This is a genomic window from Caballeronia grimmiae, assembly GCF_022879615.1.
Classification (GTDB): Bacteria; Pseudomonadota; Gammaproteobacteria; order Burkholderiales; family Burkholderiaceae; genus Caballeronia; species Caballeronia grimmiae.
On sequence record NZ_CP084274.1, the window covers coordinates 114575 to 129038 of the forward strand.

At 63.9% G+C, this 14464-nt stretch carries 13 protein-coding genes; 9 read left to right on the top strand and 4 right to left on the bottom strand.

Annotated features, from left to right (window positions below; translation table 11 throughout):
• The 9 genes from LDZ21_RS23880 to LDZ21_RS23920 all read left to right on the top strand — a co-directional run bounded on the left by LDZ21_RS23880 (position 1) and on the right by LDZ21_RS23920 (position 9993).
• Complete coding sequence (locus LDZ21_RS23880; RefSeq protein WP_244797120.1) at positions 1 to 927, top strand: 2-hydroxyacid dehydrogenase; 927 nt, start codon at positions 1 to 3, stop codon at positions 925 to 927.
• A 164-nt stretch (positions 928 to 1091) separates the two neighbouring features.
• A complete protein-coding gene (locus LDZ21_RS23885; protein ID WP_244797121.1) occupies positions 1092 to 2501 on the top strand; it encodes an aspartate aminotransferase family protein in 1410 nt (469 codons plus the stop codon).
• A 43-nt stretch (positions 2502 to 2544) separates the two neighbouring features.
• Positions 2545 to 3042 carry an Lrp/AsnC family transcriptional regulator gene (locus LDZ21_RS23890; protein ID WP_035962638.1) on the top strand — a complete coding sequence of 166 codons (498 nt, stop codon included), beginning with the start codon at positions 2545 to 2547 and terminating at the stop codon, positions 3040 to 3042.
• A 98-nt stretch (positions 3043 to 3140) separates the two neighbouring features.
• On the top strand, positions 3141 to 4205 hold the full coding sequence (locus LDZ21_RS23895) for a tartrate dehydrogenase (RefSeq protein WP_244797122.1): 1065 nt from the start codon (positions 3141 to 3143) through the stop codon (positions 4203 to 4205).
• A 17-nt stretch (positions 4206 to 4222) separates the two neighbouring features.
• Positions 4223 to 5695, top strand: coding sequence for an NAD-dependent succinate-semialdehyde dehydrogenase (locus LDZ21_RS23900; RefSeq protein WP_244797123.1), 1473 nt, complete (start codon positions 4223 to 4225; stop codon positions 5693 to 5695).
• Positions 5692 to 6660 (top strand): M14 family metallopeptidase, encoded by a 969-nt coding sequence (locus LDZ21_RS23905; RefSeq protein WP_244797124.1) that lies wholly within the window; start codon positions 5692 to 5694, stop codon positions 6658 to 6660. The genes LDZ21_RS23900 and LDZ21_RS23905 overlap by 4 nt, the downstream gene beginning before the upstream one ends.
• Before the next feature lie 9 nt (positions 6661 to 6669).
• Positions 6670 to 7014, top strand: a complete 345-nt coding sequence (locus LDZ21_RS23910; protein ID WP_244797125.1) for a cupin domain-containing protein — start codon at positions 6670 to 6672, stop codon at positions 7012 to 7014.
• Positions 7015 to 7187: 173 nt separating this feature from the next.
• Positions 7188 to 8249 carry an ABC transporter substrate-binding protein gene (locus tag LDZ21_RS23915; RefSeq protein ID WP_244797126.1) on the top strand — a complete coding sequence of 354 codons (1062 nt, stop codon included), beginning with the start codon at positions 7188 to 7190 and terminating at the stop codon, positions 8247 to 8249.
• Positions 8250 to 8268: 19 nt separating this feature from the next.
• Entirely contained in the window at positions 8269 to 9993 is a 1725-nt protein-coding gene (locus LDZ21_RS23920; RefSeq protein WP_244797127.1) for a GMC family oxidoreductase, read from the top strand.
• On the opposite strand, the gene LDZ21_RS23925 is transcribed toward LDZ21_RS23920, so the two are convergent.
• From LDZ21_RS23925 to LDZ21_RS23940, 4 genes are read right to left on the bottom strand one after another with little or no spacing between them, the layout of a single operon-like run.
• Complete coding sequence (locus LDZ21_RS23925) at positions 9981 to 11408, bottom strand: aldehyde dehydrogenase family protein (RefSeq protein WP_244797128.1); 1428 nt, start codon at positions 11406 to 11408, stop codon at positions 9981 to 9983. The genes LDZ21_RS23920 and LDZ21_RS23925 overlap by 13 nt on opposite strands.
• Before the next feature lie 19 nt (positions 11409 to 11427).
• Positions 11428 to 12225, bottom strand: coding sequence for an ABC transporter permease (locus tag LDZ21_RS23930; RefSeq protein ID WP_244797129.1), 798 nt, complete (start codon positions 12223 to 12225; stop codon positions 11428 to 11430).
• Positions 12222 to 13133 carry an ABC transporter permease gene (locus tag LDZ21_RS23935; protein WP_244797130.1) on the bottom strand — a complete coding sequence of 304 codons (912 nt, stop codon included), beginning with the start codon at positions 13131 to 13133 and terminating at the stop codon, positions 12222 to 12224. Before LDZ21_RS23935 ends, LDZ21_RS23930 begins: the two co-directional genes overlap by 4 nt.
• Positions 13130 to 14464, bottom strand: a complete 1335-nt coding sequence (locus tag LDZ21_RS23940; protein WP_244797131.1) for an NAD(P)/FAD-dependent oxidoreductase — start codon at positions 14462 to 14464, stop codon at positions 13130 to 13132. The genes LDZ21_RS23935 and LDZ21_RS23940 overlap by 4 nt, the downstream gene beginning before the upstream one ends.

The following is a 14464-nucleotide window of genomic DNA, read 5'->3' on the forward strand; positions in this document are numbered from 1 at the left end:
ATGACGATCCTCTACAAGGCCGATCCGGAGCGCGGCAGGCAATGGGCGCAGCACTTCGCGCAAAAAGCGCCGGACGTGCCCTTCCGTCTGTGGCCCGATATCGGCGACGCCGCCGCCGTCCGCTATCTCGCCGCATGGCAGCCGCCCGCCGGCATCATGCAGACGCTGCCCAATCTCGAAGTGATCTTCTCGGTGGGCGCGGGCATCGATCAGTTCGATCTGTCCGCCGTGCCGGAGCATGTCGCGGTCGTGCGGATGACCGAGCCGGGCATCGTGGAAGGCATGACGGAATACGTGACGCAAGCCGTGCTCACGATTCACCGCGACCTGCTCGACTACGCAACGCTGCAACGCGAGCGTGCGTGGCGCGAGATGCCGGTGTGCGCCGCTTCGACGCGGCGCATCGGCGTGCTCGGCCTCGGCATGCTCGGCACGGCAGTGCTGAAAACGCTGCGTCTCTTCGGCTTTCCGTGCGCGGGATGGAGCCGCTCGCAGCACGAGATAGAAGGCGTCGAATGTTATGCGGGCGATGCTTCCTTCGACGCCTTCCTCGCCCGCACCGATATCCTCATCTGCCTGCTGCCGCTCACCGCTGCGACGCGCGGCGTCATCAACCGGCACGTCTTCGCGACGCTGCCGAAAGGCGCGTCGTTCATCAACGTCGGGCGCGGCCCGCACGTGCTTCAGCAGGACTTGCTCGATGCGCTCGACAGCGGGCATCTGCATGCCGCCATTCTCGATGTGACCGATCCCGAACCCTTGCCGCCGACACATCCGCTGTGGACGCATCCGCGCGTGCGCCTGACGCCGCATATCGCGAGCGCCACGCGCCCCGAAAGCGCCGTCGAGGTGGTGCTGGACAATCTGCGGCGTCATCGCGCGGGAGAACGCATGATCGGCGAGATAGACCGCACGCGCGGCTACTGAAGCCATCGGCGGGAGCGTGCAGCACAAAATGCTGCGCGGCCCCTCAAAACGCGGCATTTTCGCTATTTGGCGATTTTATTGGCGATGCGCGCAATGCCTTCCTGCCGATAACATTGAAGCGGTCAAGAGCCATTCCGAACACTTCGCGAAGAGGAAGCCGCATCATGTCGATCAAGTCGCTCGTCGAGTCCGACCGCAAGCATCTGATTCATCCCGTCGTCAGCTATCGCGCGCATGAAGCGCGCGGCGTCACCGTGCTCGATTCCGCCGATGGCGTGTTCCTGCGAGATATCGAAGGCAATCAGCTGCTCGACGCGTTCTCGGGCCTCTGGTGCGTGAACACGGGTTATGGGCAAGCGAGCATTGTCGAAGCCGCTACGAAACAGATGGCGAAGCTGCCTTATGCGACCGGTTATTTCCACTTCGGCTCCGAGCCCGCGATCGAACTGGCCGCGAAGCTCGTCGAACTTGCGCCGGCATCGCTGCAACACGTGTACTTCACGCTCGGCGGCTCCGATGCAGTCGATTCCGCGCTACGCTTCATCACGCACTACTACAACGCAACGGGCCGTCCGTCGAAGAAGCATTTCATCGCGCTGCAACGCGGGTATCACGGATCGTCGTCCATCGGCGCGGGGCTGACGGCCTTGCCCGCGTTTCATCGCAACTTCGATCTGCCGCAGCGCACGCAGCATCACATTCCATCGCCGTATGCGTATCGCAACGATTACGCGGACGACGCCGCGCTCATCGATGCATCGGTGAAAGCGCTCGAATCTAAAGTGGCCGAACTCGGCGCGGACAACGTCGCTGCGTTCTTCTGCGAGCCGATTCAGGGCTCGGGCGGCGTGATCGTCCCGCCCGCCGGCTGGCTGAAAGCGATGCGCGAAGCCTGCCGCAAGCTCGATATCCTCTTCGTCGCCGATGAAGTCATCACCGGTTTCGGCCGCACCGGTCCGCTCTTCGCTTGCGAAGGCGAAGGCGTCGAGCCGGACCTGATGACGGTCGCGAAAGGTCTGACGGCAGGCTATGCGCCGATGGGCGCGGTGCTCATGTCGGATGCGGTCTATCAGGGCATCGCGAATGGCGGCGATGCAGCGGCGCCGATCGGTCATGGTCATACCTATTCGGCGCATCCGGTGAGCGCGGCCATCGGTCTCGAAGTCATGCGGCTCTATCACGAAGGCGGCCTGCTGGCGAACGGCCAGGCGCAAGCGCCGCGCTTCGCACAAGGGCTCGATGCGCTGCTCGATCACCCGCTCGTCGGCGATTCGCGTCATCGCGGCTTGCTCGGTGCCCTCGAACTCGTCGCGGACAAGGACAGCAAGCGCGGCTTCGACGCCTCGCTGAAGCTACCCGATCGCATCGCGGCGGCGGCGTATCGCAACGGGCTCGTGTTTCGCGCGTTCGGCGACAACATTCTCGGCTTCGCACCGGCGCTTTGCTATACAGAAGCGAACTTCGACATGCTTTTCGATCGCCTCACCAAAACGCTCGACGACGTGCTCGCGGCAAGCGAGGTCCGCGCTGCGTTGAAGGGCGTTTCCGGATGCAGGTCCCGCGCGGCAGCGTGATAACATCGACCGACCGCCGACATGCAAGACCGACCCCGCCACGATGAGCAACGACAGCAAGCTGGACCGCCTCGATCTCCGCATTCTTTCGCAATTGCAGAAGCGCGGGCGCATCACGAACGTCGAGCTTGCCGATGCAGTCGGTCTGTCGCCCAGTCCTTGCCTGATTCGCGTGAAAAGGCTGGAAAAAGCGGGGTATATCGTCGGTTATGGTGCGCAGATTCAACTCGAGAAACTCGGCGACGTGCAGGTGGTCTTCACCGAAGTCACGCTCGCCGATCATCGCCGCGAGGACTTCATCAACTTCGTGAATGCGGTGAAAGATGTCGACGAGATCGTCGAGTGTCATCTCGCGAGCGGCGGCTACGACTATCTGCTCAAGTTCGTCACGCGCAGCGTGAGCCATTATCAAAGCATCATCGAAGGGCTGCTGGAGCGCGGCATCGGCATCGAAAAGTACTTCAGCTACGTCATCATCAAGACGTCGTTCGTGAAGTCGCACTATCCGCTGGAAACGCTCTTCTCGCAGCCGCAACACTGAGGCGCACGCCTCGTCTCTCTTTCGTTTTGTCGAAGGCACGCTCGCGCTTGTGCACGCGCGTGCTTTTTCACGTCGATCAACTTCACGCGGAGTAATCCATGTCCAGCACCTATCGCATTGCCGTGATTCCGGGCGACGGCATCGGCAAGGAAGTCATGCCCGAAGCATTGCGCGCGCTCGATGCCGTGAGCAAGCGTTTCGGCATCGCGCTTGAATACCGGCAGATCGAATGGGCGAGCTGCGACTACTACGCGCAGCACGGCCAGATGATGCCCGACGACTGGAAAGCCCAGTTGCAGGACGCCGATGCGATTCTGTTCGGCGCGGTCGGCTGGCCGCAGACGGTGCCGGACCATATCTCGCTGTGGGGCTCGTTGCTGAAGTTTCGACGCGAGTTCGATCAGTACATCAATCTGCGTCCCGCGCGTCTTTTCGAGGGCGTGCCCTCGCCGCTCGCCAATCGCAAGGCGGGCGACATCGACTTCATGATCGTGCGCGAGAACACCGAAGGCGAGTACTCGGCGGTGGGCGGCGTGTCGTTCGAAGGCACGGAGCGCGAGTTCGTCTCGCAGACTTCCATCTTCACGCGCAAGGGCGCCGAGCGCGTGCTTAAGTTCGCATTCGATCTGGCGCAAAAGCGCGAGAAGAAGATCACGGTAGCGACGAAAAGCAACGGCATCTCGATCAGCATGCCGTGGTGGGACGCGCGCGCCGCCGAGATCGCGCAGCAGTATCCTGACATCGAGTGGGACAAGCAGCACATCGACATTCTGTGCGCGCGCTTCGTGCTGAGTCCGGATCGCTTCGACGTGGTCGTCGCGACCAATCTCTTCGGCGATATTCTTTCCGATCTAGGCCCCGCATGCACGGGCACCATCGGCATCGCGCCATCGGCCAACATGAACCCCGAGCGCAACTTTCCGTCGCTGTTCGAGCCGGTTCACGGTTCCGCGCCGGATATCGCGGGCAAGGGCATCGCCAATCCCATCGCGATGATCTGGTCGGCCGCGATGATGCTCGACTTCCTCGGCGAACGTGAAGCGCACGACGCGATGCTCGCCGCCATTTCCGCGGTACTGAAAGAAGGCCCGCGTACCGGCGATCTGGGCGGCACGGCGAAGACGGCGGACGTCGGCGCGGCGATCGCCCAACTGCTCGGCTGATGTTTCCGGAGACCATCATGACGCAACGATACGAGCTGAGCGATCTCATACGCGCCGATAACTTCATCGACGGCAAGTGGGTCGCGGCTGCAAGCGGCAAGCGTTTTGCCGTCACCGATCCCGCGACGGGCGAAGTCATCGCGCAGGTTGCCGACAGCGGCCCCGCCGATGCGCGCGCCGCCACCGACGCCGCCGCGCGCGCGTTCCCCGCCTGGCGCGATGCCTTGCCGAAGGAACGCGCGGCGGTGCTGCATCGCTGGCATGCGTTGATCGTCGAGAACGCCGATGCGCTCGGCCGTCTCATCTCGCTCGAACAAGGCAAGCCCTTCGCGGAAGGGCGCGGCGAAGTGATGTACGGCGCGTCCTACGTCGCGTGGTTCGCCGACGAAGCCACGCGCATCTACGGCGACATCATTCCGCAGCAGCAGCGCGGCAAGCGCATGAGCGCGGTGAAAGAACCGGTCGGCGTCGTCGCGGCGATTACGCCGTGGAATTTCCCGCTCGCGATGATCGCGCGCAAGATCGCGCCCGCGCTCGCGGCGGGCTGCACGGTCGTCGGCAAGCCGGCGGAAGACACGCCGCTCACCGCGCTCGCGCTCGTGCTGCTCGCACATGAAGCGGGCGTGCCGCCGGGCGCGTTGAACCTGATCAGCGCGTCGCGCGCGCACGCGCAGGAAGCGGTTGCGGACTGGCTCGAAGACGGCCGCGTGCGCAAGATCACCTTCACCGGCTCGACGCCCGTCGGCAAGTATCTCGCGCGGGAATCGGCGGGCACGCTGAAGAAGCTGTCGCTCGAACTCGGCGGCAACGCGCCCTTCATCGTGTTCGACGATGCCGATATCGAAGCCGCTGTCGCGGGCCTCATGGCATCGAAGTTTCGCAACGGCGGACAGACGTGCGTGTGCCCCAATCGCGTGTATGTGCAGTCATCCGTCCATGACAGGTTCGCCGATTTGCTGGCCCAGCGCGTCGCCGCGCTGAAGGTTGCGCCCGCCACCGATCCCGACGCGCAGATCGGCCCGATGATCAACGCGCGCGCCGTCGAGAAGATCGAGCGCCATGTGGACGATGCCGTGAAGCGCGGCGCTCGCGTGCTCACGGGCGGCAAGCGTCTCTCGCAGATCGGACCGAACTATTACGCGCCCACCGTGCTGGCCGACGCCACGCCGGAGATGCAGTTGAGTTGCGAAGAGACCTTCGGCCCTGTCGTGCCGCTCTTCCGTTTCGACGATGAAGCGGAAGCCATCCGCGCCGCCAACGATACGCCTTTCGGCCTCGCCTCTTACTTCTACAGCCAGAATGCAAAGCGCATCGACCGCGTCTCTCGTCTGCTCGAAGCGGGAATCGTGGGCATCAATGAAGGCGCGCTGGCGAGCGAGGCCGCGCCGTTCGGCGGCGTCAAGGAATCGGGCTACGGACGCGAAGGCTCGAAGTACGGTCTCGACGATTATCTGTCGATCAAGTATCTGTGCCAGGGCGGCCTCGAATGAACGCTTATCCGATCGAGATCGCGTTTCCCGACATCGGCGGGCATGAGGCGGGCAATACCGGTGTGCCGTATGTGCATACCTTCCATTCGGGCATCGACGGTCCGCATGTGATGATCAACGCGCTCACGCACGGCAATGAAGTGTGCGGCGCGATCGTCGTCGATGAACTGCTGCGGGCGGCACTGCGGCCAAAGCGCGGCAAGCTCACGCTCGCGTTTGCGAACGTCGATGCGTACCGCCGTTTCGATGCGGACCACCCCGACGCTTCCCGCTTCGTCGATCAGGACTTCAATCGCGTATGGACCGCGCAAACGCTCGATGACGCCTCGCGCGACTCGAGCGAACTGCGTCGCGCCCGGGCGATGCGGCCCGTCATCGACACCGTCGATCTGTTGCTCGACCTGCATTCGATGCACGAGAAGAGCAAACCGTTGATCGTCGCGGGGCCGCTCGACAAGGGCATCGAACTGTCGGCGCGGCTCGGCACGCCCGCCACCGTCATCTGCGACGAAGGGCATCCGGAAGGCCGGCGCATGCGCGATTACGAAGGCTTCGGCGATCCGTCGAGTGCGAAGAACGCGTTGCTCATCGAATGCGGCCAGCATTGGGAAGCGAACGCGGTGACGGTCGCCCGCGATGTGACCGCGCGCTTTCTCGTGCTCTCCGGGGTGATCGACGAACAAGACGCGCCCGCAGGATGGATACAGCCATCGCCGCCGGAAATGCTCGTCGTGCGCGTGACGCAACCGGTCGTCGCAACGAGCATGGATTTCCGCTTCGCCGCCGGTTACACCGGTCTCGAAGTGTTTCGCGATGCGGGCAGCGTCATCGGCTGGTCGGAAGGCAAGCCTGTCGAAACACCCTACGACGACTGCATGCTCGTGATGCCTTCATTACGGCAACTGCGGCCCGGCGTGACCGTCGTGCGGCTCGGCAGGATAGAGCGGCGAATCCAACATACTTGAGAGCGAGACATGAAAGTTCAGCAGATCCGGCAGAGCGTGGCGATTGAAGGACTCGAAGACTGGGGCACGGCCGGACTTCCGGGCACGCGGGAAATCAGGGTATCGGGCGTGCAGAAAGTCATTCCCGGCAGCGAAGCTATCGATACCGGCGTGTTCGAATGCACGCCCGGCACGTATCGTCCCGCAGTAAAGCAGGCGGAGGTCATGCATTTTCTCGCGGGCAGCGGCCGCTTCACGCCCGACGGCGAAGACACCGTGCACTTCGCGGGCGGCGATACGCTTTTCTTTGCGGCGAACACCGAAGGCACATGGGAAGTCGATGAAACCATGCGCAAGGTCTATGTGATCTTCTGAGCGGCATAACATCAGGTCATGGTCACTCCAACAATTGCGGCGTTGCCCTTGCCTAATTGACTCAATATATTTTGAATCATCCCCGCGTCGTCGCCGCTTCGGACTGAAACCGGGCGGGGCCGCGCGACCTGCAACAGGTCCACTGCTTCAACCTTGTCGAGGAAAACGCCGTGATGAAGATTGCAAGGTTCCGCTGTCCGCACATTTCCGTTCGTCCGCTCGCCATCACATTGCTGCTGTCGGTCGCGGGCGCGGCGCCCGCCTTCGCGGCCGGCAAGATTACGTTCGTGTCGCAAGGCGGCGCCTATCAGGAAGCGCAGACGAAGGCGATTCTCGATCCCGCCGCGAAAGAGCTGGGCATCACCATCAACCAGGACAGCATTCCGGATGCGTGGCCGCAGATCAAGGCGCAAGGCGCGACGGGCAAGCCGATCTGGGACGTCGTCGACACGCCGACATCGAACTGCCTGCGCGGCGGTCGCGAAGGCCTGCTCGAGAAGCTCGACTTCTCGAAACTGCCCAATGCCGCGAGCATTCCCGAGAAGTACCGCACGCCTTATTCGGTGCCTTACGAGTTCTATTCGACCGTCATCGGCTACAACAAGAAGACGCTCAAGAAAGTCCCGCAGAGCTGGAAAGACTTCTGGGACGTGAAGAACTTCCCCGGCACGCGCGCCTTGCGCAACGACCCGACGACCGTGCTCGAAGCCGCGCTGCTCGCGGATGGCGTAGCGCGTGACAAGCTCTATCCGATCGACGTGGACCGCGCGTTCAAGAAGCTCGAAGAGATCAAGCCGCACATCACGGTATGGTGGACATCGGGCGGCCAGTCCGCGCAATTGCTGCATGACGGCGAAGTCGACATGACGATGATCTGGAACGGCCGCGCAAGCGCCGTGATGAAGGACGATCCGGACGTCGCGTTCACCTTCAACGACGGCATCCTGCAGAACACGCAGCTTTGCATTCTCAAGAACGCGCCGAATCTCAGCGACGCGGTGCGCTTCGTGAATGCAGCGGTATCGCCGGAATTGCAGGCGAATCTGCCGCTTTATATCGACTATGGTCCGGGCAATCCCGCTGCGTTCAAGACTGGCAAGATCACCGACAAGCGCGCGGCCGAATTGCCGAGCGCCCCGGCCAATGCAGCGAAACAAGCGTTGATGTCGGAGGATTGGTGGGCGTCCGAGCCCGGCATTCAGGCGAAGGCCCGCTGGCTCAAGTTCATGCAGTGACGCGGCTCGCGCGCTCGCCGTGTTCGACTATCTGATCCTGGGTGGCGGCTCGGCCGGCTGCGTGCTGGCCGCGCGTCTTTCCGAGGATGCGCGCACGAGCGTCTGTCTCGTCGAAGCGGGCCGCGATATCTCCGCGCACTCGATGCCCGATGCGATCCGCAGCCGCTATCCGGGCCGCGCCTATCTGGATACCCGCAACATCTGGCAGGCGCTGAAAGCGCGCATGAGCACGCGCCCGGCATCGCGGCGTTATGAGCAGGCGCGTCTACTTGGCGGCGGGTCGGCGATCAATGCGCTGATGGCCAATCGCGGCTCGCCCGCCGATTACGACGAATGGGAAGCACTCGGCGCAACGGGCTGGAACTGGCGAACGTGCCTGCCCTACTTCCGCAAGCTCGAATCGGACTGCGACTTCAGCGGCGAATATCACGGCAGCGACGGACCGTTGCGCATCCAGCGCACGCCGCCTTCGCGCATTTCGCCGTTCGTGCGTGCCGTGCTCGCATCGCTTGCCGAACAAGGTCATGCCCTGCACGACGATCAGAACGGGCCGTGGCAAGACGGCACGTTCATCGGAGCCATCGCGGTGAGCGCGCAAGGCGAGCGCATTCCGACTTCGGTCTGCTATCTCGACGATGCCGCCCGCTCACGCAGCAACCTCACGTTGCGCACCGACGAAGTCGTCGAGCGCATTCTGTTCGACGGCAAACGGGCGATTGGCGCGCGCATCGTTCGCGGCGACGGCACGCGCCACGACCTGAAAGCACGGCGCGTGATTGTATCGGCCGGTGCGATTCACAGTCCCGCATTGCTGATGCGAAGCGGCGTCGGGCCTGCGCAAGAACTCGCCGCGCTCGGCATCGATGTCGTTGCGGACCGGCCCGGCGTCGGTCGCAACTTGATGGAGCATCCGTCGATTGCCGTGTCCGCATTCCTGCCGCGCGCCGCGCGCACACCGTTTCCGGACGAGCATCACGAGCAGGCCATCGTGCGTTTCTCTTCCGGCCTGCCCGATACCGTTCAGGGCGATATGCACGGCGCCATTCTTTCGCGCTCGGGCTGGCATTCGGTGGGTTATCGGCTCGGCACGATCTTCTTCTGGGTCAACAAGTCGTATTCGCGCGGACGCGTGACGCTTGCATCGCCGAATGCGTCCGATGAACCGAACGTCGATTTCGCCATGCTCACCGATTCCCGCGATCTCGAACGATTGAAACTTGCGCTGCGCTTCGGCGCTGCGACGCTTGCATCGCCGATGATGAACGCCTCGCGCGATGCTGTGTTTCCGTCGAGCTATTCTCCGCGCGTGGCGGCCGTCGCCGTGCCGGGCAAGTGGAATGCGCTGCAGCGTGGCGCACTGAGCGCGCTGCTCGATGTGGCCGGCCCGTTGCGCGGCGCGTTGATCAAGAGCGTCGTGACGCAAGGCATAACGATCGAAGACCTGCTGCGCGATGACGACGCGTTGACCGCGTTCGTCATGCGGTCGGTCGGCGGCACGTGGCATCCATCGGGCACATGCCGCATGGGTTCATCGGGCGATATGTACGCCGTCACCGATTCAAGCGGCGCGGTCTACGGCGTCGACGGCCTCCATGTGTGCGATGCCTCGCTGATGCCCTCGATTCCCTGCGCGAACACGAACGTGCCGACGATTATGATGGCGGAGCGCATTGCCGATGCATTGCGCGGCGCACGGCCAGCCGAACTGGCGAACGCCGCGCAAACGGCGAACTACGCCCCGTAGCCCACGATGCCCTTCACTTCGAGAAACGCCTCCAGTCCCCACTCGCCGTACTCGCGTCCGTTGCCCGACTGCTTGTAACCGCCGAACGGCGAGCCCGGGTCCCACGCCGGATGGTTCACGTAGACGCTGCCCGCGCGCATCCTCATCGCGACACGGCGCGCCCGCTCCTGATCCTTCGACTGCACGTAAGCCGCGAGACCATAGGATGTGTCGTTGGCTATCGCAACGGCTTCTTCTTCATCGCGATACGGCATGATCACGAGCACCGGCCCGAAGATTTCCTCGCGCGCGATGGTCATCGACGGATCCACGTTCGCGAACACCGTCGGCTTCACGTAGTACCCGCGCGCCAGTTCTTCGGGACGTCCGGGGCCGCCCGCAACCAGCGCCGCGCCCTCGCTCATGCCGATTTCGATCATGCGCTGGACACGTTCGAACTGCACGTCGCTGACGACGGGGCCCATCGTCGTGCCGGGCGCATCGGCGGGGCCTACGCGATGCTGCCGCGCCGCGCGCACCGCGATGTCCACCGCTTCGTCGTGACGCGATGCGGGCACGAGCATGCGCGTCGGCGCATTGCACGATTGACCGCTATTGCTGAAGCACGCGTTCACGCCCGCCGTCACCGCTGCGTCGAAATCGGCGTCATCGAGCAGGATGTTCGCGGACTTGCCGCCGAGTTCCTGATGCACGCGCTTCACGGTCGGCGCGGCGAGCTTCGCAATCTCGACGCCCGCGCGTGTCGATCCGGTGAACGACACCATGTCCACGTCCGGGTGCGCGGCGAGCGCCGCACCGACGGTCGGGCCATCGCCGTTCACGAGATTGAATACGCCTTTGGGCACGCCCGCCGCATCGACGATTTCGGCGAAGAGCACCGCGTTCATCGGCGACACTTCGCTCGGCTTGAGGACCACCGTGCATCCGGCGGCGAGCGCAGGCGCGACCTTGCACACGATCTGATTGATCGGCCAGTTCCACGGCGTGATGAGCGCCGCTACGCCGACAGGCTCGTGATTGATGAGCGTGGAGCCTTTCATGCGCTGCCACTCGAAACGCTCGACCGTTCGCAGCGTCTCCTCGATATGCCGCTTGCCGAGCCCGGCCTGCCACGCATGCGCGAGCTTCTTGGGCGCGCCGATCTCGCGCATGATGACGTCGGCCATTTCGTCGTAACGCGCGAGATACGCGTCGAGCAAACGATGCAGCAACGCCACGCGCTCCTCGACGCGGCTCGCTGCGAACGATGCAAACGCACGTCGCGCGGCGGCTACGGCGCGATCGGCGTCGCGGGCATCGCCGAGCGCGACTTCGCCCATCGGCTCCTGCGTCGATGGATCGATGACGGCCAGACGCCTGTCGCCGATCGGGTCGACCCACTCGCCATCGATGTAGAACTGCTGCAAATGTCGCATGTTTTCAGGGGTGAAATGGTCAGGCTCGCGCCACGGAAGAAGAGCGCCGGCTCACGACGACGATCATCACGAGGCACAGGGTCAGGGCCGTCAGCATCGTGCTGATGGCGGCGATAGTCGGATCGATTTCATCGCGCAGGGTGACGAACATGCGGCGCGTGAGCGTCTGGTTGTTGCCGCCCGAGATGAACAGCGCGACGACGGTTTCATCGAGCGCCTGAATGAACACGAAGACCGCGCCGGAAATCACGCTCGCCTTGATTTGCGGCAGCGTCACCGCCATGAACGCGCGAAAGCGGTTCATGCCGAGACTGCGCGCCACCATCTCCTGCGTGCGGTCGAACGTGCGCAGATCGGCGCCGACGGAGATCAGCACATAAGGCAGGCCGAGCATCGTATCCGCGATGACGAGACCGCCGAGCGTGTTCACATAACCCATCTGCGTGAAGACGAAGAACACGCCCACCGCGACGATGATGATCGGGACCATCAGCGGCAGCATCAGCAGCGGACGCAGATAGCGCAAGGACGGATGCGATCCGTACTGAATGCCATACGCCGCGGCGATGCCGAGCGGCGTCGCGACCAGCGCCGCGCACGACGAAGCGGCGAAGCTCGTTTTCGCCGCGTCGATCCACGCGGGGTTATCGAAGAACGCGTGATACCAGCGCAGCGAATACGCGGGCGGCGGGAACGTGAGAAAGCGCGCATCGGAGAAGGAAAGCGGCACCACGATCACCACCGGAATCATCAGAAACGCGAGAATCAGCATCACCGATGCACCCAGCGTTACGCGCCCGAACGACCATGTATTCATTTCGCCCCCAGCGTCTTTTCGAGCGGAATCACGCGGCTCACGGCATAGAAGATCGCGAACACGCAGATGAGCAAGACCACGCTCACCGAACTCGCCGCGCCCCAACTGTTGTAAATCTCGACATTGCGGCTCACGATCATCGAGACCATCATCGATTTGCCGCCGCCCATCAGCTCCGGCGTGATGTAGAAGCCGAGACACAGCACGAAGACGAGCGTCACGCCCGCGAGCACGCCGCTCATCGAGAGCGGAAGGAACACGCGCAGAAACACGTGCAAGGGCGATCCGCCGAGACTCGCGCCCGCCTGCGACAGATTGGGCGCGATTTTCTGCATCGCGGAGAAAAGCGGCAGCACCATGAACGGCAGCAGAATGTGCACCATCGCGATGATCGTGCCGAACTGGTTATACGAAAGCTGCAACGGACGGTCGATCAGGCCCATGCCCAGCAGCGCCTTGTTGATGAGACCCGTGCGCTGCAACAGCACGAGCCACGCATAGGTGCGCACGAGCACGCTGGTCCAGAACGGCAGGATCACCATGCCGAGCACGAGCGCGCTCCATCGCGGCGATAGCGACGCCGCGAAGTACGCGACCGGATAGCCGAGCAACAACGTGATGAGGGTCACGATGAAGCTGAGCTTGAAGGTCAGCAGGAACGTGTCGAGGTACGCGCCCGTGAAGACTCGCTTGTAGTTCACGAGCGATAACGCGCCATCGTGCACGAACGATTGCCACGACAGCCACGCGAGCGGCGCGACCAGCAGCACGATCACGACGACCAGCGCCGGCGTCATCAACAGCAGCATCGTGCGGTCTTCGCGGCGTTGATGGCGCACTGTGGGGTCGAGCGTCGCGGCATGCATCACGGCGGTGTCCTGGAGTATCCGTTTGGCTGTCGTCATCATGCACCTACCGCGTCTAGAAACTGATACCACGCGGCGACGAGCCTCACGCCCGGCGCGCGCAGCGTATGAAAAGGCACCGGCCGCAGACCGTTCTGCGCGAGCAAGGCAAGCTCGGGCGTTTCGCCGAGCGCGAGCGCAGCCGCATGCTGGCCGATGAGACTCGCCATCGCGACGCCCGCGCCGTTATAGCCGAGGCAGAACGTCGTCGCATCGTCGCTGCGGCCCACGTGCGGCAGCGCGTTGAACGTCATGCCGACATAGCCCGACCAGCGATAGTCCACCGCCACGTCCTTCAATTGCGGGAAGAGCGCGATCATCGCGCGTTGCAGCGCGTCGAAGCCGGTCGGTTCGCCTTCCTTGCCGAACGCATCGCGGCCGCCGAAGAACATGCGGCCATCGACCTTGCGGAACCACTTCATCATGCGCCGCGTTTCCGTATAGCTGCGGCGATTGACCATGAGTTGCGCGTCGAGATCGGGCGGCAACGGCGCGGTCGCGATCATCGCGCTTCTGAACGGCACCAGTTCGCGATGATACGAAGCGGTGGCATCGGTGAGATTGGAATACGCGTTCGTCGCGACGATGACCTGCTTCGCGCGAACACTGCCGCCGGGCGCGCGCAGATGCACCCGGCCGTCCTGTGCGCGCGACATCTCGATGACGGGCGTCGATTCATAAATCGGCACGCCGCGCGCGGTCATTCCCGCCGCGATGCCGCGCACGTACTCGAGCGGCAGGATGGTGCCCGCATCCGCGCCCAGAACGCCGCCGACGAAGCCCGCCGATCCCGTCTCGTGCGCCACTTGCGCACGCGACTGCACGGTCATCGACGTATCGTTGAGGGACGTGCGCAGCCAGTCCGCTTCCGCGCAGATCGACGCGAAAGCGCGCTCGGTATGCGCGCACCGCAAGCTGCCGGACCGTTCGAAACGAGCGCGTTCAAGCTTGAATTCGTCGACGAGCGCCTCGACGGTACGCACGCCATCGTGCGCAAGCCGATGCATGCGCTTCGCCACGTCGATGCCGTGCGCGCTCGCGATCGCCGGAAACGACACGCGAAACTTGGACGACACCACGCCGCCGTTGCGCCCGCTCGCGCCCCAGCCGACCGGATTCGCATCGAGCACCGCGCATTCGACGCCGCGTTTTTGCAGCGCATACGCGGCGCTCAACCCGGAATAGCCCGCGCCGATGATCGCGACTTCGACATCGATATCGCGTGCGAGCGGCGCGCCCGTGCTGACTGGCGCGTCGAACGCAGGCACGCGGGCGGCCATCGCTCGCCATAGCGATTCCGGTTGAGGGCGAAGCGGAGCGGACGGGGCGCGCAT

Excerpts from the sequence above, each read along its gene's own strand:
- LDZ21_RS23905 (WP_244797124.1), top strand. The coding sequence starts at position 5,692 with ATGAACGCTTATCCGATCGAGATCGCGTTTCCCGACATCGGCGGGCAT.
- LDZ21_RS23880 (WP_244797120.1), top strand. The coding sequence starts at position 1 with ATGACGATCCTCTACAAGGCCGATCCGGAGCGCGGCAGGCAATGGGCG.
- LDZ21_RS23940 (WP_244797131.1), bottom strand. The coding sequence starts at position 14,464 with ATGCGCGCCCCGTCCGCTCCGCTTCGCCCTCAACCGGAATCGCTATGG.
- LDZ21_RS23930 (WP_244797129.1), bottom strand. The coding sequence starts at position 12,225 with ATGAATACATGGTCGTTCGGGCGCGTAACGCTGGGTGCATCGGTGATG.
- LDZ21_RS23890 (WP_035962638.1), top strand. The coding sequence starts at position 2,545 with ATGAGCAACGACAGCAAGCTGGACCGCCTCGATCTCCGCATTCTTTCG.
- LDZ21_RS23935 (WP_244797130.1), bottom strand. The coding sequence starts at position 13,133 with ATGATGACGACAGCCAAACGGATACTCCAGGACACCGCCGTGATGCAT.
- LDZ21_RS23915 (WP_244797126.1), top strand. The coding sequence starts at position 7,188 with ATGAAGATTGCAAGGTTCCGCTGTCCGCACATTTCCGTTCGTCCGCTC.
- LDZ21_RS23910 (WP_244797125.1), top strand. The coding sequence starts at position 6,670 with ATGAAAGTTCAGCAGATCCGGCAGAGCGTGGCGATTGAAGGACTCGAA.
- LDZ21_RS23895 (WP_244797122.1), top strand. The coding sequence starts at position 3,141 with ATGTCCAGCACCTATCGCATTGCCGTGATTCCGGGCGACGGCATCGGC.
- LDZ21_RS23900 (WP_244797123.1), top strand. The coding sequence starts at position 4,223 with ATGACGCAACGATACGAGCTGAGCGATCTCATACGCGCCGATAACTTC.
- LDZ21_RS23885 (WP_244797121.1), top strand. The coding sequence starts at position 1,092 with ATGTCGATCAAGTCGCTCGTCGAGTCCGACCGCAAGCATCTGATTCAT.
- LDZ21_RS23925 (WP_244797128.1), bottom strand. The coding sequence starts at position 11,408 with ATGCGACATTTGCAGCAGTTCTACATCGATGGCGAGTGGGTCGACCCG.